Origin of the sequence: Salmonella sp. SJTUF15570, assembly GCF_043357055.1 — a bacterium.
Classification (GTDB): Bacteria; Pseudomonadota; Gammaproteobacteria; order Enterobacterales; family Enterobacteriaceae; genus Salmonella; species Salmonella enterica.
In genome coordinates this window covers 419,422-446,257 of sequence record NZ_JBEUKJ010000004.1, presented here as the reverse complement: position 1 = coordinate 446,257, position 26,836 = coordinate 419,422, and the positions used below count along the sequence as shown (strand labels likewise).

Here is a 26,836-nt window from a genome sequence, read left to right as displayed (position 1 = left end):
CGAAATCACGTTTTTTTCCCTTACGGTTCAGTGTAGCCCTTTGTACAGGGCGCGATCTTATTTCAGACTTGTGGCATAATAAGCGGTTTGTCACATCTTTTTTCAGGATAAGCCTGTGTTAGTTTCCAGCAACGTTACCATGCAGTTCGGCAGTAAGCCGCTGTTCGAAAACATTTCCGTCAAATTTGGCGGCGGCAACCGTTACGGCCTGATTGGCGCCAACGGTAGCGGAAAGTCCACTTTTATGAAAATCCTCGGCGGCGACCTGGAGCCGACGCTGGGCAATGTTTCCCTCGATCCGAATGAGCGCATCGGTAAGCTGCGTCAGGACCAGTTCGCTTTTGAAACATTCACCGTACTTGATACTGTCATTATGGGGCATGGCGAACTGTGGGAAGTCAAGCAGGAGCGCGACCGTATCTACGCCTTGCCGGAAATGAGCGAAGAAGACGGCTATAAAGTCGCCGATCTGGAAGTAAAATACGGCGAGATGGACGGTTATTCCGCTGAGGCGCGCGCGGGCGAACTGCTGTTGGGGGTGGGCATCCCGCTGGAGCAGCATTACGGTCTGATGAGTGAAGTCGCGCCAGGCTGGAAATTGCGTGTGCTACTGGCGCAGGCGTTATTCTCTAATCCGGACATCCTGTTGCTCGACGAACCGACCAACAACCTGGATATTGATACTATCCGTTGGCTGGAGCAGGTGCTGAACGAGCGCGATAGCACGATGATCATCATTTCGCACGACCGTCACTTCCTGAACATGGTTTGTACGCATATGGCGGATCTGGATTACGGCGACTTGCGCGTCTATCCGGGTAACTATGATGAGTATATGACGGCGGCGACTCAGGCGCGTGAACGTCTGTTGGCCGATAATGCGAAGAAAAAAGCGCAAATTGCCGAGCTGCAATCTTTTGTTAGCCGTTTTAGCGCCAATGCCTCTAAATCGCGTCAGGCAACGTCGCGCGCGCGGCAGATTGATAAAATCAAGCTGGAAGAGGTGAAAGCCTCCAGCCGTCAGAACCCGTTCATCCGTTTTGAGCAGGATAAAAAACTGTTCCGTAACGCTCTGGAAGTGGAGGCGCTGACGAAAGGTTTTGATAACGGTCCGCTGTTTAAAAATGTCAATTTGCTGCTCGAAGTCGGCGAGAAGCTGGCGGTACTCGGCACCAATGGCGTGGGTAAATCTACGCTGCTGAAGACGCTGGTTGGCGATCTGGACGCCGATCACGGCACCGTTAAATGGTCGGAAAACGCGCGTATTGGTTACTACGCGCAGGACCACGAATATGAATTCGAAAATGACCTGACGGTGTTTGAATGGATGAGTCAGTGGAAGCAGGAAGGCGACGACGAGCAGGCAGTGCGCAGTATTCTGGGCCGCCTGCTATTTAGCCAGGATGATATCAAAAAGCCTGCGAAAGTCCTCTCCGGTGGCGAGAAGGGCCGTATGCTGTTCGGCAAACTGATGATGCAAAAGCCGAATATCCTGATCATGGACGAACCGACTAACCACCTGGATATGGAGTCGATCGAATCGCTGAATATGGCGCTGGAGCTGTATCAGGGCACGCTGATCTTTGTTTCGCACGACCGTGAGTTCGTCAGCTCGCTGGCAACCCGCGTCATTGAAATTACGCCGGAGCGCGTGGTGGACTTCAGCGGCAACTACGACGATTATTTGCGTAGTAAAGGGATCGAGTAAGTTATTGTCTGTAACCCCGATAGCGTCGGGGTTACAGAATGTTAACAAGGTAATTTTTATTTTTTCCGAATGCAATGTGAAAATTATATATACTCTTAGAGCCTATCCCATTAGGGCTATTTTACTTGCCATTTTGGACCTGGGCAGTGCTCAAAATCCTCACGTACTACGTGTACGCTCCGGTTTTTGCGCGCTGTCCGTGTCCAAACTGGCTGCGCCAATAACGCCTGGTGGGATAGGCTCTTAATATTCTATTTTAAAATTAAATGAAAGAAGAGGATCTATCATAAAAATTGCGAATATATTTTGTGGTAAACATATTGTAATGTTATTTTCTTTATAAGAATTCAAGTGCTATTTTATATTCCTTTATTGTTCAACAAAAGGAATAAATATGAGCATTTTGGAACGCTTTTTTGGCCGTAAAGAAAAAAACTCATCTAATATACAAGGTGTTTTAGTAGCGAATGCTGAAATTGATAACCCACTAAGTTTAGTTGTTGTATTTGATACTCTCCCGGAAAATAATTCAAAAGAACTCACCCGCTTGTTGCGTAATTATCATTCCAGTATGAAACAGGCAACGTGTGAACTTGTCCCTGAACTGGATTTTTTTGGTTTAGCAGGATGGGGTAAGCATGTAATATCGATGGTTGGATTTAAAACGCCTTACCCCCAGAAATCAATCGAACAATGTGTCGCGCCAGCTCATTATCCCCAGGAAGTAAAAGAGCAAGTACGGGCAACCAGTGCAAATATTATTTTATATTATAAGGGGTATGATACTTCACCTTTAGAGCAATATGTTGCGTTGGCTGTGGTTGCAGGTGCATTAAGTAACATGGGGGCTGTCGCTGTATTAAATGAATCGGCTCACACTTCATTACCTGCGGGGGTATTTAAGTCTCAGGAGTTGGGTAAGCATAGTCTGGAAATGTTGCGTGAAGGTTTCCCGCTGACCTCTCTATTTTGTGGATTTGTGAAATATGAAGTTGAGGATATCGAAGGCGTATGGATGCGTACCTATGGTGCTGATTGCTTTGGGCTACCAGATTTCGCAGCACACGCACAAGGCCATCACGAAGGGCAAAAATATTCTGATATTTTCAATAATGTTCTGCGTTACCTGCTTGAAAGTGGAGCAGAAATGGCTGCCGGGCATACCATGCAAGTCGGTAAAACGACATTTATGAAACTGCGCGATCCCCTTGACGATGAATATTACTTACAGGGACCTGGAACCACATTAGTGGTTGAACTGATTGAAGAAGATGAGTGTAATGCTCATTGAGAAATCGGGGCAATTGCCCCGACTCTCGTTAAAGTGTAAACGGTACTTTATTTTCCAGCACCGCCTGAATCACATTCAGTGCGCCTTCATGCTTATTATTATCGGTAGCGTAACGGGCGATTTGTTTAATGTTTTCTGCGGCATTGTCCATCGCAAAGGAATAACGCGCCATTTTAAGCATCTCTGCGTCATTGCCACTGTCGCCAATCGCTACCATATTTTGTGGCGACAGATCCCAGCGTTTCAGTAACCGCGAAATACCGTTTACTTTATGCAGGCCGGGAATAATCAGAACGATAAAGCCAAAACCACTTGTGACGGGCTTCATAATGCCATCGAGCGTAACGTGTAGTTTGTCGATCACTAACGGGATTTGTTCATCCGGTAGGTTGAGCGAATACTTGAACAGTACGTCATCAATCTCCTGATAATCTTTTACGGGTTTCAGGCGATGGTAGTGTTTTGCCATCAGGGTAACGAATGCTTCTGGCGCATTTTCGCTGACATATGCACTTTGCAGACCGCAGGCGACAAAATTAAGTTGCTTATCTTTCAGCACCTCGCCAATAACAATCCGCGATTCATGTCGGGTCAGTTCGCCGTGGAACAGTTGCTTGCCATGTTCGTAAACCAGTGCGCCGTTTTCCGCGACAAAAGAGATCTCATCCTTTAGCTCAGGAAAGAACGAAATAAGCTGGTAATACTGATTACCGCTGGCGACAACGAACTCAATGCCGCGCTTTTTCAGTTCCTGAAATTACGCTGGAGCGCGTGGTGGACTTCAGCGGCAACTACGACGATTATTTGCGTAGTAAAGGGATCGAAAGCTAAACACTGACGCCCGGTGGCGCTGTGCTTACCGGGCCTACGTATCCTGGCGCGTAGGTTCGGTAAGACGGGTGCGCCCAGGAAAAGGGCACACCGCAGGTGAGCGGGCAGGGCGGTACGACCGTCAAACGTCCATACCTAATGCCCGTTTACCGTGAATATTCAGATCGCGCAGCGTGAAGCGCCCTTCCCAGGTGGTTTCATAGTCCTCGCGCGGGAAATCGCCCGGTGATGCGCCTGTCTCCAGCGCCGCTTTCACCTTACGCGCATAGGCCAGGTTTTTCTCACACATTGGCGCGGCAGGAATGTACATCACATTGCCCCAGCCCTGCTGGTTTTCGACGGGGGCGACGGAGTGGATGACATCGCAATGCCACCACACGGAATCCCCGGCTTCCAGCGGCGGAATGCTGGTTAACGCCGCCATCAGTAAAGGATGCCACTGTTCAGAAATCGGCAGCACCCGGCCCGGCGCGACGCCGCATAATTCATCTTCCGGGACATCATCCAGCAGCGGGCGCAGCAGAATATACGCCATCGCCTCCGGGATAGGGACGACATGAAGCAACCCCTGACCGGGCAGCATATCGGAGAGCGCGGTCCAGCCCTGGAAGGTGCGAAATACCGAGCATTTGGTGGTGTTATCCACCGTATACTCTTCAACTTCGGTACGGTGCGCCGCATTCCACGGATCGTACTGCTCGACGTTGCCGTTAAACACGCTGGCGAATACCTGCTGATAGGCTGGCAGCAGCCAGCGTTCCAGCGCGCCGGAGTCGGTATGCGCTCCCAGTCCTTTGGATGTGGTGCCCGGCGGGCGGCGACGGATGCGATCCGGGTAAATGATGCTGATATCCGGATTAAACCATCGCTTGCCGTCGTGCTCTACCTGCCACAGACGGTTGAGGAACGACTGCGCCAGCGCCATCTCTTCACTTTGGCGGGCCTGCATTTGCGCCTGCGACCAGTAGACAGGATAGATTTCAGGCCGGGAGGCGCTCAGCGTACCGAAAAAATTATCCCCCGGTCCTTTATACACCTCGTCAAAATGGTTCTTGTCCAGATAGTCGAGCATCGACTGGTCCCATGCCAGCGCCTGTTCGCGTGGAAAATGACCTTTAATCACCGCGCACCCGCGGCGCTTAACCTCGGCGCGGGTGGCATCGCTAATGTTGCCCATCGCCAGTTCGCTAAAAGGGATAATTGGCCATACCGGCTGTCCCTGCGCTTTCAGATCGTTAATTTCCGCCACCCGGGCTGCTATGGTGGCACTCAAACGGTCGAACACCGCCTGTACGTCGCCGATTTGCGCGCGTAGCGCCTGCTTCATCTGGCGAATGGCCGCTTTTGGGTCGGCGGGCAGCGTTTCGTGGGTAAAAGGAGTCGTCATATCAACCTCATCATCTTTCGTTCGAAAGTAAAATTAGTTACATATGATACTTTAAGTTAAAATAAGGTTAATGCAAGTTTAAAATATTGCAGGAGCGCACAAAGAGGGAAGCGAGAGGAAAACGTAAGGTGGCCAGGACGCCTTAATGTCTTATGCGGCTATTCCTTTCGTTCAGCTACTTTTCATTCGAAATAAATTTGTGGTTCTGCTCACATTGTTATTAAAATGTTTCTGGTCGCAGTTACAGCCAGGAGCTTAAGTATGACCGTTAACGTTGTCGTTACCGATATGGACGGCACTTTTCTCGACGATGCCAAGCAGTACGATCGTGTACGCTTCATGGCGCAATACCAGGAACTGAAAAAACGTAATATCGAATTTGTGGTCGCCAGCGGTAATCAGTACTACCAGTTGATCTCCTTCTTCCCCGAGCTGAAAGACGAAATTTCCTTTGTCGCAGAAAATGGCGCGCTGGTGTATGAACATGGCAAGCAGTTGTTTCACGGGGAGCTAACCCGGCATGAATCGCGGATTGTGATTGGCGAACTGCTGAAGGATAAGCAGCTTAACTTCGTCGCCTGCGGTCTGAAAAGCGCTTATGTCAGCAAAAACGCTCCCGAGACTTTCGTGGCGCTGATGGCCAAACATTATCACCGCCTGCAGCCGGTAAACGATTATCACGACATTGACGATATCCTGTTTAAGTTCTCCCTGAATTTGCCCGATGAACAAATTCCGCTGGTTATCGACAAACTGCATGTATCTCTGGATGGCATCATGAAGCCCGTCACCAGCGGCTTCGGTTTTATCGACCTGATTATCCCGGGACTGCATAAAGCGAATGGCATCAGTCGTCTGTTAAAGCGCTGGAACAGGTCGCCACAGAATGTCGTCGCCATTGGCGACAGCGGTAATGATGCGGAAATGTTGAAAATGGCGCATTACTCTTTTGCCATGGGCAATGCCGCAGACAATATCAAAGCGCTTTCACGTTATCACACTGATGATAATAACCATCAAGGCGCGCTCAACGTCATTCAGGCCGTGCTTGACGGCACCGATCCCTTCTGATTAACAGGCCTGCGTAGGCCTGTTAAACGTAGCGCCATCAGGCGGTTCGGACATATTGCCGATGGCGCCAGGGTAAATTACAGCATATGTTCGGTACGGGCGATGATATCGTCCTGCGCATCCGGCGACAGCGCGGTGAAGAAGGCGGAGTAGCCTGCCACACGCACGACCAGATCGCGGTACTGGTCCGGATGTTTTTTCGCATCCAGCAGCGTTTCGCGTGACACGATGTTGTACTGAATATGCCAGCCTTTATGCACCTCAAAGAACGTCCGTAGCAGAACCATCAGTTTCTGTTTGTCGGATTCGTTTTCCAGCGTCGTTGGGTTCAGTTTCTGGTTGAGCAGCACGCCGCCGAGAATGGAACCGGTAGGTAATTTGCCTACGGAACCAATCACCGCCGTCGGGCCGAGATGATCCGTACCTGATGCAGGGCTTGCGCCTTCCGCCAGCGGCGTATGCGCTTTGCGGCCATCCGGGGTTGCCATAGTCGCGGCGCCAAATGGCACGTTTGCTGAGATAGAGGACGTACCGGCGTAATAGTTGCCGCCGACAGGGCCACGACCGTAGCGCGGGTTATGATATTGCTTCAGCTCATCAATATAGGTCTGATAAGCGCGCGCCAGCAGCGTATCGACGGTATCATCGTCGTTACCGTACTTCGGCGCGCCGTTAATCAGACGCTGGCGCAGCTGCTCATGGGTCAGCCCGTCAAAGTCATCGGCCAGCGCGGCGGCAAGCTGCTGTTGACCGATAACGCCCTGTTCGAAGACCAGTTTTTTCACGGCGGCGAGGCTGTTGCCCAGGTTGGCGATACCGACCTGAAGACCGGATACCCAGTCATATTTAGCGCCGCCTTGCTTGATACTCTTCGCGCGTTCAATACAGTCGTCTACCAGCGCTGAGCAGAGAATATCGTGGACGTTCTCTTCCAGCATGGTGTCGACCACATACTCAATTTCGATCGATTTGCGCGTGTAGTAGCGAATTTGGGTATCCCAGGCGGCCATCACTTCGTCAAAATTGTTAAAGTTGCCTGCGGAGAGCGCCTTTTCCTGCGGCAGAAATACCTTGCCGCTGGTGGCGTCGCGACCGCCTTCCAGCGCCGCCAGCATGACGCGGGCGAAGTTAATAAAGCTCATGCCGGTGCAGCGATAACCCCATTTCCCGCCGACGGCGGTTTCGATACAGCCGATCGCCGCGTAATCGTAAGCGTCCTGTGGTTCGATCCCCAACTTGATAAATTCCGGGATGACGATTTCATCATTGTTAAACGCCGGCATCCCAAAGCCGCAGCGGATGACCTGGACGCAGGCGTCAAGGAAATCGTTACTCATTCCGGCGTGATAACGCACACTGAGGTTGGGCTGGGTAGAACGCAAACGTCCGCAGGACTCCAGAATGGCGTAAGACAGCGGATTCACTGCGTCCACTGGCTGACCGTTGATGAGATTCTGACCGCCAATGGTGACGTTTTGATACAGCGGGCTGCCCGCGGAGGCTTTAGAGTGCGAACCGGAGCGGATCTTGTTTACTTCCAGCAGTTTCAGCCAGCAGCTGTGCAGCAGTTCAATGGCGTGCTCACGATCCAGCGTCTGGTTTAGTTCGACATCGCGACGATAATAGGGGTAAAGATACTGGTCCATACGACCAAATGACACTGAGTGACCGTTAGACTCAATTTGTAGAATCAGTTGGATGAAGTAGCACAATTGCAGTGCTTGCCAGAAGGTCTGCGGCGGTTGGTGGGCGATCACCTCGCAGTTTTCGGCGATGGTAAGTAGCTCTTTACGACGGCTTTCACGGGACTCTTCGCCCGCCATCTGGCGCGCCAGCGCGGCAAAGCGCGTGATATGCTGGCTTACCGCGTCCAGCACAATATCAATCGCCTTCAGGAACTGCTCGCCATGCAGATCTTCCAGCACGGTCAGGTTGATGCGTGAGCGGCGCTCGGCGACTTTATCGCGCAGGCCATCAAGCCCTTTTTCCAGCAGCAGCGGGAAGTTCACCGCCAGGTGCGCGTCACCGGAGGTCATATTGCCTTCGGCTTTGATAATGCCAGTCGCCAGAAGCCCTTTTTGTTCATCGGTAAACATGCCGTAGCAGCGATCCTGGACGGTTTGACCGCGCCACCACGGACAGACGTCGTGCAGAATACGCTTGTTTTCTTCACTTACGGAAAAACCTGCGCCGGGTCGGTCTGCCAGGTCGTCGATCTCTTTTTCAATCCACGAGACGGTATATTCCGGGAAAATCGGCGCGGCGCGGACTTCACTTGCCTGGTTGCCGACGATCAGTTCATCGTGTTTTATCCAGATAGTGCGTTCCGCCAGGTGATGGGCCAGCGCCAGCGCACGGCGTACCGGAATCGGTTTATCCAGATGCTGCTGGTACATTTCGGTATAATGCTGCGCGCGTTCGGTACAGACCGGCGGTTTCACGATATGTACCAGCGCGGTTTTGTGCGCCTTAATGCGGTCACTGAGCGTGTCCAGTTTCAGTTGGGTCATGATAATTATCCTCGTAGGGTCGCGGTTAAACCTTTTTGGCAGGCGTACTTCTGGGCAAAATCAAGTAACGCCGGCGCATCCAGTGGTTTATCCGGGGCATGATAGGGTTGACTGAGTAAGTGGTATTTATTGATGCCCAGCGTGTGGTAGGGCAGAAAATGAATTTCCCCGACGTGCAGTTCGTCGGCGGCAAAGTCGGTAATGGCTTTAATGGCCTCCTCATCGGCATTAAATCCCTGAATCAGCGGGACGCGAATCACCATTTTTTTGCCCGCGGCGGCGAGTTTCCTGAGATTTTCCAGCACCCGCGAGGCGCTGCCATCGGTCCACTGCTTAAACGGCCCGTCGGCGACATGTTTCAAATCAGCCAGAAACAGATCGATATAAGGCAGTGAGGGAGCAATGTATTTCCATGGAACATGCAGACAGGTCTCAACCGCCGTATGAATACCGGCGTCATGGCTGGCTTTAAACAGCTCTGCCGCCAGTTCCGGCTGCATAAACGGTTCGCCGCCGGAAAGCGTAAGACCGCCGCCGCTGCGATCGTAAAAAGGTTTATCGCGCAGTACCGTCGCCATGATCTCATCCACGCTTTTTATTTCGCCGCACACGGTTAACGCCTGTGTGGGGCAGCAATGCGCCAGGATGGAAAAATGGGCGTCGGTCAGTTTCTCGCGATGGATGAGCAGGCCGTTTAGCGCGCGCTCAATGACGTCCGGCGCGGCTTGCGCGCACAGGTCGCATCCTTCGAGACACAGCCGCGCGTCGTATAACAGATCCTGAGCGCGGGCGCGGCTTTCCGGGTTCTGGCACCAGCGACAGCCCAACGAACAGCCTTTGAGAAATACTACGGTACGGATACCGGGGCCATCGTGGGTAGAATAGCGCTGAATATTGAAGATCATAAACGGCCTCTCTTATTTCATATAAAGATTAAATTATTTTCGAATGAAAGTTATCTTGATGTGCGTCAACGAATGGAGAGGTTCTGACAAAGAGGCGTTAAATGAGGTACAACATCACGGTTTGAGGTTGTGGTATGGCGTTTAAGATGATGCCGCGCTGCTTGAGCCGATCGTCAGTCGGAGCTTGGGTAAGCTGGCTTTGCGTCTGATGACAGTAATTATCTGTTGATACAGCACGGCCATAAACCGTGCTTCGGTATGTTTATCCGTAAAGTGGCTACTGTCCGCAGACTTCACAGCCGGGGTTGCGCATTAACTTCATTTCGCGGAACTGACAGGTCATCGCATCGTACATGACGATTTTTCCGCTAGCGGGCTGACCGTAATGCGCCAGCAGCTTAATGGCCTCCATTGCCTGTAGCGAACCGATCACGCCAATCAGTGGCGCCATCACCCCTGCCTCTACGCAGGTCAGAGCGTTTTCGCCAAACAGACGGCTCAGGCAGCGGTAACAGGGTTCGTTTTCCCGATACGTAAAGACGGTAACTTGTCCTTCCATACGAATTGCCGCGCCGGAGATTAGCGGCACTTTCGCGGTATAGCACCCGGCGTTAAGTTGATTACGTACGCTAACGTTATCAGTACAGTCCAGTACCAGCGAATGCCCGGCAATCAGGCTGGTCATAGCGTCGTCGTCCAGCCGCGCGTTAACGGGCGTAATGGTAATATGCGGGTTGATTCGCGCCAGCGCGTCGCGGGCGGACTCTACCTTTGGCTGCCCGACCGTGGCGTCGCTGTGCAAGGTTTGACGCTGGAGATTGGAAACGGAAACGGTATCAAAATCGAGTAGCGTCAGTTGCCCGACGCCAGCGCCGGCCAGATACTGCGTTGCCGCGCAGCCGAGTCCGCCCAGCCCGACCACTAATACCCGCGCATCTTTTAACGCTTCCTGCCCTTCAAAATCGAAGCCGCGCAGAATAATTTGTCGGTTATAGCGCAGCATCTCCTGGTCGCTAAGTTCCGCCATTACAGGCCTCCGAACAGAGCATTAAACGGCTCGACTTCCACCCATTCTCCCGGCTCAACATTTCCGCGTTCACGCTCCAGCACAATAAAGCAGTTGCCCAGACTAAACGAGCTAAAAATATGTGAACCCTGGTGTCCGGTGGTCGTGACCTCCAGTTCGCCGTTGGCGCTACGTTGCAGGATGCCGCGCTGGAAATCGAGACGCCCCGGCGTTTTCTTCAGGCGAGATGTTGTGCGTACACGCTGGCGCGGCGGTACAGCGCTTGCCGTGTTGCCGCCAAGCTTCGCCAGTAAAGGCTGAACCAGTTGATAAAACGTGAGCGCCGCAGAGACTGGATTCCCCGGCAGGCCACAGAACCAGCTATTACTGAGTTTGCCGAAGGCAAACGGTTTGCCTGGTTTGATAGCCAGCTTCCAGAAGGCGATTTCGCCCAGCTCCTCAAGGATGGTTTTGGTATAGTCCGCTTCACCAACCGAGACGCCGCCGGAGCTTATCACTACATCGGCCTGGCTGTCGGCGTCGATAAATGCGGCGCGAAGCTTACCGGGATCGTCAGGAATAATGCCTAAATTGATCACTTCGCAGCCAAGCTGTTGCAGCATCAAATGTATAGTTAGACGGTTAGTGTCATAAATTTGTCCCGCCTCCAGCGGCTGGCCCGGAAGCTGGAGCTCGTCGCCGGTCGAGAACAGCGCTACGCGCACTTTACGTACAACCTGCGCATCGGCAATTCCCAGCGACGCCAGCACCGGCAGTTCGGCAGTAGTCAGGCGCGTACCGGCCGGAAAGACCACCGCATCCTGGCGAATATCCTCGCCGCGGCGGCGGATGTTTTGTCCGCAACGAACATCGGCGGTAAAACGCACGCCGTCATCGGTTTGTTCCGTCTGCTCTTGCATGACTACCGCCTCGCAACCTGCCGGTACCGGGGCGCCGGTCATAATGCGAATGCAGGTTCCCGCAGGCCACTCTCCCTGGTAGGGCTGACCGGCAAATGCTTTGCCGGCGACGGGCAGCGGCTTATCGGCGGACAAATCCGCCACGCGTACCGCATAACCATCCATAGCTGAATTATCAAAGCCGGGGACATCGAGGGGAGAAACGATATCGGTCGCCAGGATGCGGCCAAAGCAGTTCACCAGCGGCAACGTTTCTACGGCGGTGAGCGGGGTAATACGTGAAAGCATCTGGGTCAGCGCCGTTTCAAGCGGCATCAATCCGGCGGAAAATTCCATGAACATACTCCTGCGAGGCAAAATCGAATCCGGCTATTATGTCAGAAAACAGTGGCGGGCAGTATGCTACCTCGGTCTTAGAGACGGCCTTGCGCCTTTACATACCTTACGCATCTTTCTATATTCAAAAATCGAATGAATAACTCACAACAATTCTGATAGTTATAGTAAAAGTTGTGTGCCACCGTTAATGGACCCTAAAAATGAATAAAGCAGTGATTGCGATTCACGGCGGCGCAGGCGCGATTGCTCGCGCGCAAATGAGCCATGAGCAGGAGCTACGCTATATCCAGGCGCTGTCAGAGATTGTCGAAAGCGGGCAAAAGATGCTGGAAGCGGGTGACAGCGCGCTTGATGTAGTGACGGAAGCGGTGCGCCTGCTGGAAGCGTGTCCGCTCTTCAATGCGGGTATCGGCGCGGTCTATACCCGAGACGGGACTCATGAACTGGATGCTTGCGTGATGGACGGCAATACCCTGAAAGCCGGAGCCGTCGCGGGCGTGAGTCATGTTCGCCATCCTGTGCTCGCCGCCAGACTGGTGATGGAGCGCAGCCCGCATGTACTCATGGTGGGGGAAGGGGCGGAAAACTTTGCCTTTTCACAGGGGATGGCGCGCGTTTCGCCGGATATCTTTTCCACCCCGGCGCGTTACGAGCAATTGCTGGCGGCGCGTGCGGCGGGTGAAATGGCGCTCGATCACAGCGGCGCGCCGCTGGACGAAACGAAAAAAATGGGTACAGTCGGCGCAGTGGCGCGGGATAAATTCGGCAATCTGGCGGCGGCAACGTCTACCGGCGGGATGACCAATAAATTGCCCGGGCGCGTCGGCGACAGCCCGCTGGTCGGCGCCGGGTGTTATGCCAACAACGCCAGCGTCGCCGTTTCCTGTACCGGAACGGGAGAGGTCTTTATTCGCACGCTTGCGGCTTACGATATCGCCGCATTGATGGAATATGGCGGACTCAGCCTTGCCGACGCCTGTGAGCGCGTGGTGATGGAAAAATTACCGGCGCTGGGCGGCAGCGGTGGATTAATCGCCGTTGATCACGAAGGTAATGTCGCGTTGCCGTTTAACAGCGAAGGGATGTATCGCGCCTGGGGATATGCCGGGGATACGCCGACCACAGGAATTTACCGGGAATAAGGAGCCGCAGGTGCCGCACAGCGATGAACTGGATAGCCGAGATGTTCTGTCCGTCAGTGGCCTGAATATCGCGTTTCACCACGAAGGGCAACAGGTAGACGCCGTGCGTAATGTGTCATTACGCCTGAAGCGTGGAGAGACTCTGGCGATTGTCGGCGAGTCGGGCTCGGGAAAATCGGTGACGGCGCTGGCGTTAATGCGGCTGATTGAGCAGTCGGGCGCGAACGTGCGCTGCGGCGAAATGCTGTTGCGTCGGCGTAATCGCCAGGTGATTGAGCTGTCTGAGCAGAGTGACGCGCAGATGCGGCGTGTGCGCGGCGCGGATATCGCCATGATTTTCCAGGAGCCAATGACCTCGCTCAACCCGGTATTTACCGTTGGCGAGCAAATTGCCGAATCTATTCGTTTGCATCAGGGCGCCAGCCACGAAGAGGCGCTGGCGGAAGCGAAACGTATGCTCGATCAGGTACGGATCCCGGAGTCGCAGGCGATTTTATCGCGTTATCCGCATCAGCTTTCCGGCGGGATGCGCCAGCGAGTCATGATCGCGATGGCGCTATCCTGCCGTCCGGCGGTATTGATTGCCGATGAACCCACCACGGCGCTGGATGTCACTATCCAGGCGCAAATTCTGCAACTTATCAAAGTGTTGCAGCAAGAGATGTCGATGGGCGTGATTTTTATCACCCACGACATGGGCGTCGTGGCGGATATCGCCGATCGCGTGCTGGTGATGTATCAGGGCGAGGCCGTGGAAACCGGCAGCGTAGAGCAGATTTTCCACGCGCCGACGCATCCTTATACCCAAACGTTGCTGGCCGCCGTCCCTCAGCTTGGCGCGATGCGCGGCCACTCGCTGCCACGCCGTTTCCCGTTGATTTCCGCTGACGAACCGGCCCTTTATGAATCGCAGATTGAGCAAGACACGGTGGTGGAAGGCGAGCCTATTCTCCAGGTTCGGGGGCTGGTGACGCGATTCCCGCTGCGTAGCGGTCTCTTTAACCGCGTTACGCGTGAAGTTCATGCCGTTGAGAATATCAGTTTCGATCTCTGGCCCGGCGAAACGCTATCGCTGGTGGGCGAGTCCGGTAGCGGAAAATCGACGACCGGACGCGCGCTGCTGCGGTTGGTTGAATCCCGGCAGGGGGAGATTATCTTTAACGGCCAGCGCATTGACACGCTGTCTGCGGGTAAACTCCAGCCGTTGCGCCGCGATATTCAGTGTATTTTCCAGGACCCTTACGCCTCGCTCGACCCGCGCCAGACCGTGGGGTATTCCATTATGGAACCTTTACGGATTCATGGTCTGGGGCAGGGGGACGCTGCGGCAAAGCGCGTGGCCTGGTTGCTTGAGCGTGTCGGATTACGTCCTGAACATGCCTGGCGTTATCCGCACGAGTTTTCCGGCGGTCAACGTCAGCGCATCTGCATTGCTCGCGCGCTGGCATTGAATCCTAAAGTGATTATTGCTGATGAGGCGGTCTCCGCGCTGGATGTTTCCGTTCGCGGACAGATCATTAATTTACTGCTCGATTTACAACGGGAAATGGGGATCGCCTACCTGTTTATTTCGCATGATATGGCGGTCGTGGAGCGAATTAGCCATCGCGTGGCGGTGATGTATCTTGGTCAAATTGTTGAGATGGGGCCGCGGCGCGCCGTTTTTGAAAATCCGCAGCATCCTTATACGCGTAAATTGATGGCGGCGGTGCCGGTTGCCGATCCCTCCAGACACCGGCCGCGGCGCGTTCTGCTATCAGATGATATACCCAGCAATATTCATAAACGTGGCGAAGAGACGCCCGCCGTTTCATTACAGTTGGTCGGGCCGGGACATTATGTTGCGCGGCCGCTGCAGGATAATGCGCTCTCGCGCTTATAACATTCAGACAGGCAGGGTTTCAGGAGAACAACATGACGCAATTTATTACGCATAAATGGCTGGCGGCGCTGGGACTGGCCTCATCCATTGCGGCTTTTCCGGCCCTGGCGGCCAAAGATGTGGTGGTGGCGGTAGGGTCTAATTTCACCACGCTCGATCCGTATGACGCCAACGATACACTCTCGCAGGCGGTGGCGAAGTCATTTTATCAGGGGCTGTTTGGCCTGGATAAAGACATGAAGGTAAAAAACGTCCTGGCGGAAGGCTATACCGTTTCTGATGACGGTCTGACCTACACCATTACCCTACGGCAGGGGGTGAAATTTCAGGACGGCGCGGATTTTGATGCGGCGGCGGTGAAAGCGAATCTCGATCGCGCCAGCAATCCGGATAACCACCTCAAGCGTTATAACCTGTATAAAAATATCGCAAAAACGGAGGTCGTCGATCCGGCAACGGTAAAAATTACCCTGAAACAGCCGTTCTCCGCTTTCATTAATATTCTGGCACACCCGGCGACGGCGATGATCTCGCCGCAAGCGCTGGAAAAATATGGCAAGGATATTGGTTTTCATCCGGTCGGTACCGGTCCATACCAGCTTGAAACCTGGAATCAGACCGACTTTGTCAAAGTGAAGAAGTTCGCCGGTTACTGGCAGCAGGGCTTACCCAAGCTGGATTCTATTACCTGGCGTCCGGTTACTGACAACAATACCCGCGCGGCGATGCTGCAAACCGGCGAAGCGCAATTTGCTTTTCCTATCCCTTATGAGCAGGCCGCGTTATTGGCGAAAAATAAAAACCTCGAACTGGTCGCCAGCCCGTCCATTATGCAGCGTTATATCAGTATGAATGTGACGCAGAAGCCGTTTGATAATCCTAAGGTGCGTGAGGCGTTGAATTACGCTATCAATCGTCAGGCGCTGGTTAAAGTGGCGTTTGCCGGATACGCCACGCCGGCGACGGGCGTGGTGCCGCCGTCGATAGCCTATGCGCAAAGCTATCAGCCATGGCCCTATGATCCGGCTAAAGCGCGCGAACTGTTGAAAGAGGCGGGGTATCCAGACGGTTTCAGTACCACGCTGTGGTCATCGCACAACCATAGCACCGCGCAAAAAGTGTTGCAGTTTACCCAACAGCAACTGGCGCAGATTGGCATTAAAGCCCGGATAACCGCGATGGACGCCGGCCAGCGCGCCGCGGAAGTCGAGGGCAAAGGGCAAAAAGAGAGCGGCGTGCGAATGTTCTATACCGGCTGGTCGGCGTCGACGGGCGAAGCTGACTGGGCGTTATCGCCGCTCTTCGCATCACAAAACTGGCCGCCGACGCAGTTTAATACCGCTTTTTACAGCAACAAGCAGGTCGACAGCGATTTGGCGGCGGCCTTAAAGACCAACGATCCGCAGGAGAAAACACGATTGTACAAAGAGGCGCAGGATATTATCTGGAAAGAGTCGCCCTGGATACCGTTGGTGGTGGAGAAATTGGTTTCTGCGCACAGTAAAAATTTGACCGGTTTCTGGATTATGCCGGATACCGGTTTCAGCTTTGACGATGCGGATTTGAAGTAAGTAATGCGATGGGGCTGGATGGCGCGCGCGTTGTCCGCCATCCGGTAAAAGGTTCGTGTGATGCTTAACTATGTTCTCAAGCGCCTGCTGGGATTAATTCCTACGCTGTTGATTGTGGCAGTGCTGGTGTTTTTATTTGTTCATTTGTTGCCCGGCGACCCGGCGCGGCTGATAGCCGGACCGGAAGCCGACGCGCAGGTGATCGCGCTGGTTCGTCAGCAGCTGGGGCTTGATCAGCCGCTTCATGTCCAGTTTTGGCATTACATCACCCATGTTTTACAAGGCGATTTCGGGACGTCAATGGTTTCCCGCCGCCCGGTTTCTGAGGAGATCGCCAGCCGCTTTTTGCCGACGCTGTGGCTGACGATAACCAGTATGATATGGGCGGTGCTGTTTGGCATGGCGATCGGCATCGCCGCCGCCGTGTGGCGTAATCGCTGGCCTGACCGGGTAGGAATGACGCTTGCCGTGACCGGCATTTCTTTCCCGGCTTTTGCGCTGGGAATGTTGTTAATGCAGATTTTTTCCGTGGATCTGGGCTGGCTACCGACCGTGGGGGCGGATAGCTGGCAACATTATATTTTACCCTCCCTGACGCTTGGTGCGGCGGTGGCATCAGTCATGGCGCGTTTTACGCGCTCCTCGTTTGTCGATGTGCTGAGCGAGGATTACATGAGGACCGCGCGGGCGAAAGGCGTCAGTGAAACGTGGGTGGTGTTAAAACATGGCCTGCGCAATGCAATGATCCCGGTCGTCACCATGATGGGACTGCAATTTGGCTTCCTGCTTGGCGGATCGATCGTCGTTGAAAAAGTGTTTAACTGGCCGGGGCTTGGGCGATTACTGGTCGACTCCGTCGACATGCGCGACTACCCCGTGATTCAGGCGGAAGTGCTGCTGTTTTCCCTGGAATTTATTCTTATCAACTTAGTGGTGGATGTCCTCTATGCCGCCATTAATCCGGCTATCAGGTATAAGTAAGGATGCGATTATTTAACTGGCGCCGTCAGGCGATTTTACATGCTATGCCGGTGGTAAAACCCGACCAGATACGCACGCCGTGGCGGGAGTTCTGGCGTCGTTTTCGCCGCCAGCATGTTGCGTTGGTCGCCGGGGGATTCGTACTGGCGTTAATTCTGGTGGCGATTTTTGCCCGTTGGCTGACGCCCTACGATGCGGAAAACTATTTTGACTACGATAGCCTGAACAATGGCCCCTCTTTGCAGCACTGGTTTGGCGTTGACTCGCTGGGAAGAGACATCTTTAGCCGGGTTCTCGTTGGGGCGCAGATCTCACTGGCGGCGGGCGTGTTCGCGGTATTTATCGGCGCGATAATCGGCACGGTGTTGGGATTGCTGGCGGGATATTATGAAGGCTGGTGGGATCGTTTTATTATGCGCATTTGCGATGTGCTGTTCGCCTTCCCCGGCATTTTGCTGGCGATTGCCGTTGTGGCGGTGTTAGGCAGCGGTATTGCTAATGTGATCGTTGCGGTGGCGATTTTCTCTATTCCGGCGTTTGCACGTCTGGTGCGCGGAAATACCCTGGTCTTAAAACAGCAGACGTTTATTGAGTCTGCCCGCAGTATCGGCGCCAGCGACACGACGATTTTGTTTAGCCATATCTTGCCGGGAACGGTCTCGTCAATTGTGGTTTTCTTTACGATGCGTATCGGTACGTCAATTATTTCCGCGGCAAGCCTGTCATTTCTCGGATTAGGCGCGCAGCCGCCAACGCCGGAGTGGGGAGCGATGCTCAATGAAGCGCGGGCGGATATGGTCATCGCGCCGCACGTAGCGCTCTTCCCGGCGGTGGCGATTTTCCTGACAGTGCTGGCGTTTAACCTGTTAGGCGACGGGTTGCGCGATGCGCTGGACCCGAAGATTAAGGGGTAAGCCAGCCCGGTGGCGTTGACGCCTGGCGGGCCTGGAACGGGCTCGTCAGGCGGGATAACACATCCGGCACCCGCGCCGGGGGAGGTGGCGTTAAACCCGACTGCCCCACAAATCATATTCGTCGGCGTTTTCCACTTTCACGCGCACGATATCGCCCGGCTTGACGTTGGTTTCGCCGTTCAAATAGACCGCGCCGTCAATTTCCGGCGCATCCGCCATGCTACGCCCGATAGCGCCTTCTTCGTCAACCTCATCGACGATCACCAGAATTTCGCGGCCCACTTTTTCCTGCAAGCGCTCAGCGGAGATTTGCTGTTGCAGTTGCATAAAGCGGTTCCAGCGCTCTTCTTTCACCTCTTCCGGCACCTGATCCGGCAGCTCATTCGCGCCTGCGCCTTCCACCGGGCTGTACTTGAAGCAGCCTACACGATCGAGGCGCGCCTCTTTCAGGAAGTCGAGCAGCATCTGGAAGTCTTCTTCCGTTTCGCCGGGGAAGCCGACAATAAAGGTGGAGCGTAGGGTCAGTTCCGGGCAGATTTCGCGCCACTGCTTAATGCGCGCCAGCTGGCGGTCAACGGAACCGGGACGTTTCATCAGTTTAAGAATCCGCGGGCTGGCATGTTGCAGCGGAATGTCCAGATAAGGCAGGATTTTGCCTTCCGCCATTAGCGGAATCACATCATCAACGTGTGGGTAGGGGTAGACGTAGTGCAGACGTGTCCAGACGCCCAGTTTTGATAACTGTTCGCACAGGCTCACCATACTGGTTTTCACCGGTTCGCCATTATGGAATCCGGTGCGGTGCTTCACATCTACGCCGTAGGCGGAGGTATCTTGCGAAATCACCAGAATCTCTTTGACCCCGGCATCAACCAGACGTTTCGCTTCGCTTAATACGTCGCCAATCGGACGGCTGACCAGATCCCCGCGCATCGACGGGATGATGCAGAACGTGCAGCGGTGATTACAGCCTTCAGAAATTTTCAGATACGCATAATGGCGCGGCGTCAGTTTTACACCCTGTTCCGGTACGAGGCTTAAAAATGGATTGTGCTTCGGCTTCGGTACGTAATGATGTACGTGCTGCAGAACTTGCTCATAGCTATGCGGCCCGGTGATTTCCAGTACTTTCGGATGCACTTCGCGGATCTGATCTTCTTTTGCGCCCAGGCAGCCGGTGACGATTACCTTACCGTTTTCGTTCAGCGCTTCGCCAATGGCTTCCAGTGACTCTTGTACCGCGCTGTCAATAAAGCCACAGGTATTAACGATAACCATATCCGCATCGTCATAGCGTGGCACAACGTCATAGCCTTCGGTACGCAGCTCAGTCAGGATGCGTTCCGAATCAACGAGGTTTTTCGGACAGCCCAGGGAAACGAAGCCGATCTTTGGCTGGTGGGTTACATTACTCATAGCTTAAAAAGTGTTCATTTATTGGAATGGTCAGGGCAGGGATTCTACAGATATCCGAACAAAAATTGTATCGCAATCTCATCAGGAGCGGCGGCATCAACCGTTGTGGTTATCAGCAAAAGGTGAAAAAGGGCAATTCTAAGAAAATTCTTGATCTCTGACACCCCTTTGTCTAAAAAACGACCATACTATTAAGTTGAACCCTGGTAGAAAAGAGGAGGAAAAAAGGTATGGTCGTTGACAGACTGAGAACCGATCTTCTCAACAAGCTGATAAACGCGCGTATCGATCTTGCCGCTTATCTGCAATTGCGAAAAGCGAAGGGGTATATGTCAGTCAGCGAAAGTGACACTCTGCGTGACAATTTTTTTGAACTGAATCGCGAGCTCCACGATCACGCTTTACGGCAGGGACTGCATCTCGATCAGGAAGAGTGGAACGCGCTGCGCCGTGCCGAAGGCGCGCTTGCAGCCGCCGCCGTTTGTTTAATGAGCGGACACCATGATTGTCCGACCTTTATTGCCGTCAACGCAGATAAACTTGAAAACTGTCTGACAACTTTGACGCTGAGTATTCAGAGTCTGAAAGCACATTCACCGCTTACACAGGTCTGAATAAGGGGGAGGCGACTCCCCCTTTTTACCGGACCGCGCCGCTTAATGTTTTGTAAAAATAAACCCGACCTCTTGCGATGCTGACTACGCTTTAACGCAGAGCCCTGAAGGAGGCGGTATGCGTCGAATACTTCTCGCGATAGTTTCATTCTCTCTTTTCTCTTCGTGGGCGAACGCCAATCTTGCGCCGGTGAACGTTGAGGTGCTGCAAACCCGGCTCGATCACCCGTGGTCGCTGGCTTTTTTGCCGGATAACCGTGGAATGCTCATTACCCTGAAAGGGGGACAACTGCGCCACTGGCAGGCGGGGCGGGGACTTTCCGATCCGCTGGCTGGCGTACCGAAAGTGTGGGCAAACGGGCAGGGAGGTTTACTGGACGTCGTGCTGGCGCCTGACTTTGCCCAGTCGCGCCGCGTCTGGCTGAGCTATGCTGAAGCTGACCGCGAAGGAAACGCCGGTACGGCAGTCGGTTTTGGACGGCTGAGCGACGATCTTCAGCGTCTGGAACATTTTCGTACCGTGTTTCGCCAGATGCCTAAGCTGTCTACCGGCAACCATTTCGGCGGACGTATGGTATTCGATGCGCAAGGGTTTCTTTTTATTGCCCTGGGTGAAAATAACCAGCGCGCTACCGCGCAGGATTTGGATAAATTACAGGGTAAGCTGGTGCGCCTGACCGGGCAGGGCGAAATTCCGCCGGATAATCCGTTTGTGCATCAGGCGGGCGCGCGTCCGGAAATCTGGTCTTACGGTATTCGTAATCCGCAGGGGCTGGCCATCAATCCCTGGAGCGGCGCGCTATGGCTGCATGAACACGGTCCGCGCGGCGGCGATGAAATTAACATCCCGGAAAAAGGCAAAAATTATGGCTGGCCGCTGGCCACATGGGGCGTCAACTATAGTGGTCTGAAAGTGCCGGAAGCCAAAGGTGAAATTGTCGAGGGAACGGAGCAACCGGTTTACTACTGGAAGGATTCTCCGGCGATCAGCGGGATGGCTTTTTATGCCAGCGACGTTTTTGCGCCGTGGCGGCACAAACTGTTTATCGGCGCGCTAAAAGATAAAGAGGTCATTGTGATGCGTGTCGATGGCAATACGGTGACGGAAGAAGGCCGTATTCTGGGTGACAGAAAGCAGCGTATTCGGGATGTGCGTGTCGGACCTGACGGCTACTTATATGTGTTAACCGATGAGTCCGACGGGCAGTTACTCAAGGTAAGTCCTGCAGCCACGCGTTAGGTCACCGGGATCATCACCACTTTGCGAAAAGCAGGGCGCTCGGTAAGCTGCTGATACCAGCGCTCCAGATTCGGTCGCGGCGTCCATTTCAGACCCACGTTCAGCAGGTTATAGACGAAAGGCGCAATAGCGATATCGCCGGTGCCAAAGTTATCCCCGGAGAACCACGGCTGGTGGGCCAGAGCGTCATCAAGAAGCGCAAACAGGCTATCACACTTTTCGATACCGGCTTCAATTGCCGCCTGGTCGCGTTTTTCCGGCGGGGTTCTGACCAGTCCCATCAGGATCACGCGGTGCGCCGGGCTTAACGTTTGATTCGCCCAGTCCATCCATTTTTCGCCCTCCGCACGCCGCGCCGGATTATCAACCCATAGCCGGTTCTGGCCGTATTGCGCCGCCAGATAGCGGACAATGGCATTGGATTCCCACAATAACAGGTCGGTTTCATCATCTTTAAGCAGCGGCACCAGCCCATTAGGATTCATCGCCAGATAGTCGGCATCCTGGTTAACGCCGAATTTTCCGCCTGCCAGAATTTGATCGTATGGCAGTTCCAGCTCTTCAAGCGTCCACAACACTTTTTTAACATTAGTCGAGTTGTTCCGGCCCCACAGCGTAATCATATTAACCCCTTCCGTTTTATCAGGATGATGACAGTAATCGGCCTACCGTGAGATAAACCTAACATTTACACAATGGTCTGTAAAAAAATCGTTATGAAGGAAGCGTAACGGGATGTTATTGCATAAACTTTAAAAACTTTACCAAGTTACGGTTTCTTTAACGTCGTGAGTGCGTTATTACTCACCGCACTTATTACACGGTGGTGTGACGTGTGTTTTTGGAATGGATACTCGGGTGGTACTATGACGCAATACGCTTCTTCCCTTCGTAGCCTCGCGGCAGGTTCGGTTCTCTTATTCCTTTTCGCTTCGCCTGTAAAGGCAGAGGAACAAACGATCGCGCCGCCGGGCGTTGATGCGCGAGCCTGGATCTTAATGGATTACGCCAGCGGTAAAGTACTGGCGGAAGGCAACGCCGATGAGAAACTCGACCCTGCCAGTTTGACAAAAATTATGACCAGCTACGTGGTGGGCCAGGCGCTGAAGGCAGGGAAAATCAAGCTAACCGATATGGTAACGGTGGGCAAAGATGCCTGGGCGACGGGGAACCCGGCGCTACGTGGGTCGTCGGTGATGTTTCTGAAGCCAGGCGATCAGGTGTCGGTTGCGGATCTTAATAAAGGCATCATCATTCAGTCAGGTAATGATGCCTGTATCGCGCTTGCCGACTACGTCGCCGGAAGCCAGGAGTCCTTTATCGGCCTGATGAACGCCTATGCGAAACGACTGGGGTTAACCAATACAACCTTCCAGACGGTACACGGTCTTGATGCGCCAGGGCAGTTCAGTACCGCTCGCGATATGGCGTTGCTCGGCAAGGCCTTGATTCACGATGTGCCTGACGAATACGCCATTCATAAAGAGAAAGAATTTACTTTTAATAATATTCGTCAACCGAACCGCAACCGCCTGTTGTGGAGCACCAATCTGCATGTCGACGGCATGAAAACGGGGACAACGGCTGGCGCTGGGTATAACCTTGTCGCCTCCGCCACCCAGGGCGATATGCGCCTGATCTCTGTCGTGCTGGGGGCGAAAACGGACCGTATTCGTTTTAATGAGTCAGAAAAACTGCTGACCTGGGGTTTCCGCTTCTTTGAAACGGTCACACCGATTAAACCTGACGCGACATTCGTGACGCAACGGGTCTGGTTTGGCGATAAGCGTGAGGTCAATTTGGGGGCGGGCGATGCGGGGTCTGTGACGATTCCGCGTGGGCAGCTTAAAAACCTGAAGGCCAGCTTTACGTTGAACGAACCACAGCTCACGGCGCCGTTGAAGAAAGGGCAGGTTGTCGGCACCATCGATTTCCAGCTTAACGGAAAATCCATTGAGCAACGCCCGTTAATGGTGATGGAAAACGTCGAGGAGGGGGGATTTTTCAGCCGGATGTGGGATTTTGTGCTGATGAAACTCCATCAGTGGTTTGGCAGTTGGTTCTCGTAAAATAACTCCGTTGCCGGGTGCGCGTCGCATCCGGCAAACCTGCGGTTAATACATCAGAGTAATTTGTTGCGCTTTAGCGTAGGCCACAAAGGCCTCATCGGGACGGCGGTCGCTGATAATCGTATCAAAGCGTGATAATTCCCCCATCCGCGCCGGACGTACCTTGCCGAATTTACTGTGATCCACCACCAGTACGTGGCACTGTGCCATTGTCATTGCCCAATGTTTTACCGGCAGCTCTTCCAGATTAAAGCAGGTAGCGCCTTTACTGGTATGAACCCCGGCGGCGGAATAAAACGCGATATCCGGACAAATATTGTTTAACGTTTCATGGAAATCAAGCGGTTTGAAAATGGCGTTGCTGGCGTGAAACTCCCCGCCGCTGAGGATGGCGCGGCAATGGGGTTTGTCCTGCAGAGCCAGAAAGGTATTAAGTGAATAGCACACCGCCGTAAAGGGAAGGTCATTATCAATGGCTTCAATGATCCACGGCGTGGTGGTGCCACAGTCAATAAATACCGTCTGATGCGCTTGCACCAGGCCCGCAGCCAACTGAGCGGCTCGGCGTTTTTCTTCCACCAGACGAGATTTTTGATCGCTTAACAGATAATGACTGGCGCTGCGGGGCTCCAGTACGATATAGCCGCCCAGCAATACGACAGGCGCGCTTTTATGGTTCAGGTCGCGACGAATGGTCATTTCAGAGACGCCCAACAGGGTCGCGGCTTCTTTAAGATGAAGTTTATCGCTGCGTTTTAAGGCCTGCAGCAATTGACCAATACGCTCGTCGCGTCGCGTTTCCATAGTTCCCCTGGAGAGTTAAATAAGCGCTCCGCACCATACAGAGCGCTTAATATTACTCTTTTTTTCGCTATTTAGTCACGTACCCAGCCTTTTCGAATGGGCAATGCGAAACAGAAACGGTAACAACGTTGCAGCGCCTGGTAGAGCGGCGCGCCGTACCATTGCCAGATCAGCTGTGCGCTCAGGCAGCCAAGCATCGCTACCAGCAGCGCGCCAATCATATCTAACGGCCAGTGTACGCCGAGATAGACGCGCGACCAGGCGATGGTCATGGCTATCGCCATCATCACGATGCCTGACCAGAGGCGGTGCCAGAACAAAAACGCCAGCGCAAAGGTAAAAATCACCGTACCGTGATCGCTGGGGAACGAGTCATCGGCGGCATGATGCAGGAAGTTATAGCCGATATGATCGACAAACGGACGGTCGTGCGGGAAAAGGTGTCCCATTGTCCAGGAGACCGCCAGACTGATAATCAGCGCGATGCCGATTTTAACGATCAGCTGGCGCTGGGCGCAGACCCGATCGCGGGGACCCCACAGCCAGAGTACCACGGCTAAGAGCGGGACGATGTTGATGACATCTTTGGCGATAAAGATAGCGAGCGAAATTGTCCACTGCGCGGAATCAGGCGTGGCGTTAATAAAATAAAACAGCGAGTTGTTAAGGTTTTCCAGCATAACATCCAGGCTCGGAGCAATGAAATCAAAAGGGATAGCCAGCTCATCCCCGTGCAAACTGAGCATAAATGCAGCGTAACAGAGAGGAAAAGCAGTATTGTCTTATTTGGCGGCAACATGAAGAGATTTAAGACAATGGCATAAAATAATGTCGATGATAACGGCGCAAACTTAAATTAACCTTAAAGTACGCAAGCGCTAAGCGGCTTTCTGTAAAAATGTGCGCTATTTCCCTTGCAGCCTCATAATTCGCTATCTCAGTTCCCCGACTTTCATTACACTCTGCGCGGTTTTTATTGGCGAAGAGATGGTATGCAGAATCGTTTACAATCAGGCGGCAGGCTGGGACGTCAGGCGCTGCTTTTTCCTCTCTGTCTGGTGCTGTACGAGTTTTCTACTTATATTGGCAACGACATGATCCAGCCGGGTATGCTGGCGGTGGTTGAGCAGTATCAGGCGGGCCTGGACTGGGTTCCGACGTCCATGACCGCTTATCTGGCGGGCGGTATGTTCTTACAGTGGCTGCTTGGCCCGTTGTCTGACCGGATTGGCCGTCGTCCCGTGATGCTGGCAGGCGTCGTGTGGTTTATTGTCACCTGCCTGGCGACGTTACTGGCGAAAAACATCGAACAATTTACCTTCCTGCGTTTTTTGCAAGGGATTAGCCTGTGTTTTATCGGCGCTGTAGGGTATGCCGCGATTCAGGAATCCTTTGAGGAAGCGGTGTGTATAAAAATTACCGCGCTGATGGCGAACGTGGCGTTAATCGCGCCGCTACTGGGACCACTGGTTGGGGCGGCATGGGTGCATGTTCTGCCGTGGGAGGGGATGTTTATTTTATTTGCCGCACTGGCCGCTATCGCCTTTTTCGGGCTACAGCGCGCAATGCCGGAGACCGCCACGCGGCGGGGCGAAACGCTGTCATTTAAGGCGCTGGGCCGGGATTATCGGTTGGTGATAAAAAACCGGCGGTTCGTCGCAGGGGCGTTAGCGCTGGGATTTGTCAGCCTGCCGCTATTGGCCTGGATTGCGCAGTCGCCGATTATCATCATTAGCGGCGAACAGCTCAGCAGCTATGAATATGGTCTGCTGCAGGTGCCCGTTTTTGGCGCGCTCATTGCCGGTAATCTGGTGTTAGCGCGTTTAACCTCCCGACGTACGGTTCGCTCGCTGATCGTGATGGGCGGCTGGCCTATCGTCGCGGGGCTGATCATCGCCGCGGCGGCGACGGTGGTTTCATCCCATGCTTATTTATGGATGACGGCGGGATTAAGCGTATACGCTTTTGGCATTGGGCTGGCGAATGCCGGACTGGTGCGTCTGACGCTCTTCTCCAGCGATATGAGTAAAGGAACGGTCTCGGCGGCGATGGGAATGCTACAAATGCTGATTTTTACCGTTGGCATTGAAGTCAGTAAACACGCCTGGTTAAGCGGCGGCAATGGGCTATTTAGCCTGTTTAATCTGGCAAACGGTATTCTTTGGCTACTGCTGATGCTGGTCTTCTTAAAAGATAAGCGGACGGGGAATTTGCAAACAGTCTGAGAGAGCGGCT

Annotated in this window: 21 protein-coding genes and 2 pseudogenes; 13 read left to right on the top strand and 10 right to left on the bottom strand. The window is 53.6% G+C overall.

The window, feature by feature from the left end; translation table 11 throughout:
• Window positions 1-115: 115 nt before the first annotated feature.
• Window positions 116-1,708: an ABC-F family ATPase gene (locus ABVN44_RS10890; protein WP_000961479.1), complete on the top strand. Its 1,593-nt coding sequence runs from the start codon at window positions 116-118 to the stop codon at window positions 1,706-1,708.
• Window positions 1,709-2,255: 547 nt separating this feature from the next.
• Window positions 2,256-2,999 (top strand): DUF4261 domain-containing protein, encoded by a 744-nt coding sequence (locus ABVN44_RS10885; protein ID WP_077910764.1) that lies wholly within the window; start codon window positions 2,256-2,258, stop codon window positions 2,997-2,999.
• Window positions 3,000-3,027: 28 nt separating this feature from the next.
• Here ABVN44_RS10885 and ABVN44_RS10880 read toward each other — a convergent pair.
• Window positions 3,028-3,756, bottom strand: a pseudogene (locus tag ABVN44_RS10880) (Cof-type HAD-IIB family hydrolase); the annotation flags it as partial.
• On the opposite strand from ABVN44_RS10880, the pseudogene ABVN44_RS10875 reads away from it, so the two are divergent.
• Window positions 3,747-3,830, top strand: a pseudogene (locus ABVN44_RS10875) (hypothetical protein); the annotation flags it as partial. The pseudogenes ABVN44_RS10880 and ABVN44_RS10875 overlap by 10 nt on opposite strands.
• Window positions 3,831-3,951: 121 nt before the next feature.
• On the opposite strand, the gene ABVN44_RS10870 reads toward ABVN44_RS10875, so the two are convergent.
• Entirely contained in the window at window positions 3,952-5,217 is a 1,266-nt protein-coding gene (locus ABVN44_RS10870) for a DUF1479 domain-containing protein (RefSeq protein WP_001586229.1), read from the bottom strand.
• A 261-nt stretch (window positions 5,218-5,478) separates the two neighbouring features.
• On the opposite strand from ABVN44_RS10870, the gene ABVN44_RS10865 reads away from it, so the two are divergent.
• On the top strand, window positions 5,479-6,288 hold the full coding sequence (locus tag ABVN44_RS10865; protein ID WP_000217910.1) for a Cof-type HAD-IIB family hydrolase: 810 nt from the start codon (window positions 5,479-5,481) through the stop codon (window positions 6,286-6,288).
• Between the two features lie 77 nt (window positions 6,289-6,365).
• On the opposite strand, the gene ABVN44_RS10860 is transcribed toward ABVN44_RS10865, so the two are convergent.
• From ABVN44_RS10860 to moeA, 4 genes are all read right to left on the bottom strand, one after another.
• Window positions 6,366-8,798 (bottom strand): glycyl radical protein, encoded by a 2,433-nt coding sequence (locus ABVN44_RS10860; RefSeq protein ID WP_023258304.1) that lies wholly within the window; start codon window positions 8,796-8,798, stop codon window positions 6,366-6,368.
• 5 nt (window positions 8,799-8,803) lie between these two features.
• The gene (locus ABVN44_RS10855) at window positions 8,804-9,703 is read right to left on the bottom strand and encodes a glycyl-radical enzyme activating protein (protein ID WP_000576947.1); all 900 of its coding nucleotides are present in this window, start codon (window positions 9,701-9,703) and stop codon (window positions 8,804-8,806) included.
• 277 nt (window positions 9,704-9,980) lie between these two features.
• A complete protein-coding gene (moeB, locus tag ABVN44_RS10850) occupies window positions 9,981-10,730 on the bottom strand; it encodes a molybdopterin-synthase adenylyltransferase MoeB (protein WP_000829280.1) in 750 nt (249 codons plus the stop codon).
• Window positions 10,730-11,965 (bottom strand): molybdopterin molybdotransferase MoeA, encoded by a 1,236-nt coding sequence (gene moeA / locus ABVN44_RS10845; RefSeq protein WP_000395792.1) that lies wholly within the window; start codon window positions 11,963-11,965, stop codon window positions 10,730-10,732. The genes moeB and moeA overlap by 1 nt, the downstream gene beginning before the upstream one ends.
• Window positions 11,966-12,168: 203 nt before the next feature.
• Between moeA and iaaA the strand changes: the two genes are divergently transcribed.
• The 5 genes from iaaA to gsiD are packed head-to-tail and all read left to right on the top strand — an operon-like array spanning window position 12,169 to window position 18,458.
• Window positions 12,169-13,110, top strand: a complete 942-nt coding sequence (iaaA, locus tag ABVN44_RS10840) for a beta-aspartyl-peptidase (protein ID WP_001030503.1) — start codon at window positions 12,169-12,171, stop codon at window positions 13,108-13,110.
• Between the two features lie 10 nt (window positions 13,111-13,120).
• The gene (gene gsiA / locus ABVN44_RS10835) at window positions 13,121-14,992 is read left to right on the top strand and encodes a glutathione ABC transporter ATP-binding protein GsiA (RefSeq protein ID WP_001120598.1); all 1,872 of its coding nucleotides are present in this window, start codon (window positions 13,121-13,123) and stop codon (window positions 14,990-14,992) included.
• 32 nt (window positions 14,993-15,024) lie between these two features.
• Complete coding sequence (gene gsiB / locus ABVN44_RS10830) at window positions 15,025-16,563, top strand: glutathione ABC transporter substrate-binding protein GsiB (RefSeq protein ID WP_000191427.1); 1,539 nt, start codon at window positions 15,025-15,027, stop codon at window positions 16,561-16,563.
• Between the two features lie 60 nt (window positions 16,564-16,623).
• A complete protein-coding gene (gsiC, locus tag ABVN44_RS10825) occupies window positions 16,624-17,544 on the top strand; it encodes a glutathione ABC transporter permease GsiC (protein ID WP_000936066.1) in 921 nt (306 codons plus the stop codon).
• Between the two features lie 2 nt (window positions 17,545-17,546).
• Window positions 17,547-18,458: a glutathione ABC transporter permease GsiD gene (gene gsiD, locus ABVN44_RS10820; RefSeq protein WP_001236024.1), complete on the top strand. Its 912-nt coding sequence runs from the start codon at window positions 17,547-17,549 to the stop codon at window positions 18,456-18,458.
• A gap of 90 nt (window positions 18,459-18,548) precedes the next feature.
• On the opposite strand, the gene rimO is transcribed toward gsiD, so the two are convergent.
• Window positions 18,549-19,874 carry a 30S ribosomal protein S12 methylthiotransferase RimO gene (gene rimO, locus ABVN44_RS10815; RefSeq protein ID WP_000073317.1) on the bottom strand — a complete coding sequence of 442 codons (1,326 nt, stop codon included), beginning with the start codon at window positions 19,872-19,874 and terminating at the stop codon, window positions 18,549-18,551.
• Window positions 19,875-20,104: 230 nt separating this feature from the next.
• Between rimO and bssR the strand changes: the two genes are divergently transcribed.
• On the top strand, window positions 20,105-20,488 hold the full coding sequence (gene bssR / locus ABVN44_RS10810) for a biofilm formation regulator BssR (protein ID WP_000259651.1): 384 nt from the start codon (window positions 20,105-20,107) through the stop codon (window positions 20,486-20,488).
• A 118-nt stretch (window positions 20,489-20,606) separates the two neighbouring features.
• Window positions 20,607-21,728, top strand: coding sequence for a PQQ-dependent sugar dehydrogenase (locus ABVN44_RS10805; RefSeq protein WP_001252730.1), 1,122 nt, complete (start codon window positions 20,607-20,609; stop codon window positions 21,726-21,728).
• On the opposite strand, the gene ABVN44_RS10800 is transcribed toward ABVN44_RS10805, so the two are convergent.
• Window positions 21,725-22,351 carry a glutathione S-transferase family protein gene (locus ABVN44_RS10800; RefSeq protein ID WP_000631907.1) on the bottom strand — a complete coding sequence of 209 codons (627 nt, stop codon included), beginning with the start codon at window positions 22,349-22,351 and terminating at the stop codon, window positions 21,725-21,727. The two genes, ABVN44_RS10805 and ABVN44_RS10800, sit on opposite strands and share 4 nt — an antisense overlap.
• Window positions 22,352-22,594: 243 nt before the next feature.
• On the opposite strand from ABVN44_RS10800, the gene dacC reads away from it, so the two are divergent.
• Window positions 22,595-23,797, top strand: a complete 1,203-nt coding sequence (gene dacC, locus ABVN44_RS10795) for a serine-type D-Ala-D-Ala carboxypeptidase (RefSeq protein ID WP_000195712.1) — start codon at window positions 22,595-22,597, stop codon at window positions 23,795-23,797.
• Between the two features lie 45 nt (window positions 23,798-23,842).
• On the opposite strand, the gene deoR is transcribed toward dacC, so the two are convergent.
• Together deoR and ybjG are read right to left on the bottom strand one after the other, a co-directional pair.
• A complete protein-coding gene (deoR, locus tag ABVN44_RS10790) occupies window positions 23,843-24,601 on the bottom strand; it encodes a DNA-binding transcriptional repressor DeoR (RefSeq protein ID WP_000450103.1) in 759 nt (252 codons plus the stop codon).
• Between the two features lie 71 nt (window positions 24,602-24,672).
• Window positions 24,673-25,281 carry an undecaprenyl-diphosphate phosphatase gene (gene ybjG / locus ABVN44_RS10785; RefSeq protein WP_023181381.1) on the bottom strand — a complete coding sequence of 203 codons (609 nt, stop codon included), beginning with the start codon at window positions 25,279-25,281 and terminating at the stop codon, window positions 24,673-24,675.
• Window positions 25,282-25,593: 312 nt separating this feature from the next.
• Between ybjG and ABVN44_RS10780 the strand changes: the two genes are divergently transcribed.
• Window positions 25,594-26,826, top strand: a complete 1,233-nt coding sequence (locus ABVN44_RS10780; RefSeq protein ID WP_001181284.1) for an MFS transporter — start codon at window positions 25,594-25,596, stop codon at window positions 26,824-26,826.
• Window positions 26,827-26,836: the final 10 nt, after the last annotated feature.

Excerpts from the sequence above, each read along its gene's own strand:
- ABVN44_RS10870 (WP_001586229.1), bottom strand. The coding sequence starts at position 5,217 with ATGACGACTCCTTTTACCCACGAAACGCTGCCCGCCGACCCAAAAGCG.
- ABVN44_RS10865 (WP_000217910.1), top strand. The coding sequence starts at position 5,479 with ATGACCGTTAACGTTGTCGTTACCGATATGGACGGCACTTTTCTCGAC.
- ABVN44_RS10860 (WP_023258304.1), bottom strand. The coding sequence starts at position 8,798 with ATGACCCAACTGAAACTGGACACGCTCAGTGACCGCATTAAGGCGCAC.
- ABVN44_RS10855 (WP_000576947.1), bottom strand. The coding sequence starts at position 9,703 with ATGATCTTCAATATTCAGCGCTATTCTACCCACGATGGCCCCGGTATC.
- moeB (WP_000829280.1), bottom strand. The coding sequence starts at position 10,730 with ATGGCGGAACTTAGCGACCAGGAGATGCTGCGCTATAACCGACAAATT.
- moeA (WP_000395792.1), bottom strand. The coding sequence starts at position 11,965 with ATGGAATTTTCCGCCGGATTGATGCCGCTTGAAACGGCGCTGACCCAG.
- iaaA (WP_001030503.1), top strand. The coding sequence starts at position 12,169 with ATGAATAAAGCAGTGATTGCGATTCACGGCGGCGCAGGCGCGATTGCT.
- gsiB (WP_000191427.1), top strand. The coding sequence starts at position 15,025 with ATGACGCAATTTATTACGCATAAATGGCTGGCGGCGCTGGGACTGGCC.
- gsiC (WP_000936066.1), top strand. The coding sequence starts at position 16,624 with ATGCTTAACTATGTTCTCAAGCGCCTGCTGGGATTAATTCCTACGCTG.
- gsiD (WP_001236024.1), top strand. The coding sequence starts at position 17,547 with ATGCGATTATTTAACTGGCGCCGTCAGGCGATTTTACATGCTATGCCG.
- rimO (WP_000073317.1), bottom strand. The coding sequence starts at position 19,874 with ATGAGTAATGTAACCCACCAGCCAAAGATCGGCTTCGTTTCCCTGGGC.
- bssR (WP_000259651.1), top strand. The coding sequence starts at position 20,105 with ATGGTCGTTGACAGACTGAGAACCGATCTTCTCAACAAGCTGATAAAC.
- ABVN44_RS10805 (WP_001252730.1), top strand. The coding sequence starts at position 20,607 with ATGCGTCGAATACTTCTCGCGATAGTTTCATTCTCTCTTTTCTCTTCG.
- ABVN44_RS10800 (WP_000631907.1), bottom strand. The coding sequence starts at position 22,351 with ATGATTACGCTGTGGGGCCGGAACAACTCGACTAATGTTAAAAAAGTG.
- dacC (WP_000195712.1), top strand. The coding sequence starts at position 22,595 with ATGACGCAATACGCTTCTTCCCTTCGTAGCCTCGCGGCAGGTTCGGTT.
- deoR (WP_000450103.1), bottom strand. The coding sequence starts at position 24,601 with ATGGAAACGCGACGCGACGAGCGTATTGGTCAATTGCTGCAGGCCTTA.
- ybjG (WP_023181381.1), bottom strand. The coding sequence starts at position 25,281 with ATGCTGGAAAACCTTAACAACTCGCTGTTTTATTTTATTAACGCCACG.
- ABVN44_RS10780 (WP_001181284.1), top strand. The coding sequence starts at position 25,594 with ATGCAGAATCGTTTACAATCAGGCGGCAGGCTGGGACGTCAGGCGCTG.